This is a genomic window from Paenibacillus sp. JJ-100 (genome assembly GCF_948329825.1).
Classification (GTDB): Bacteria; Bacillota; Bacilli; order Paenibacillales; family Paenibacillaceae; genus Paenibacillus.
This window is the reverse complement of sequence record NZ_CAOJCM010000034.1, coordinates 1-304: the sequence shown is the minus strand read 5'-3', so window position 1 is coordinate 304 and position 304 is coordinate 1. Positions and strand designations below refer to the sequence as shown.

Genomic DNA, 304 nt, shown 5'->3' with positions numbered 1-304 from the left:
CTTTGAAAACTAGATATCGAAACGAAACAAACGCGAATTAGAACATTCCTTTTTAGCTGAACTTGTGTACAACAAGTTTCAATAAAAACGGTAGATTGCTGGAGCGAGTGATCGAAATGGAGCGACTTTTGGCTTTGGACGCAGTCCAAACCAAGCGGAGCGACAGCTCGAACACGAGCGACCTGGTTAAGCTACTAAGAGCACACGGAGGATGCCTAGGCGCTAGGAGCCGATGAAGGACGTGGCGAACAACGATACTGCCTCGGGGAGCTGTAAGCAAGCTTTGATCCGGGGATGTCCGAAT

General features: G+C 48.7%; 1 rRNA gene. It reads left to right on the top strand.

From position 1 onward, the window contains the following. Positions 1–184: 184 nt before the first annotated feature. Positions 185–304: ribosomal RNA gene (locus tag PQG66_RS25310) — 23S ribosomal RNA — on the top strand; the annotation flags it as partial.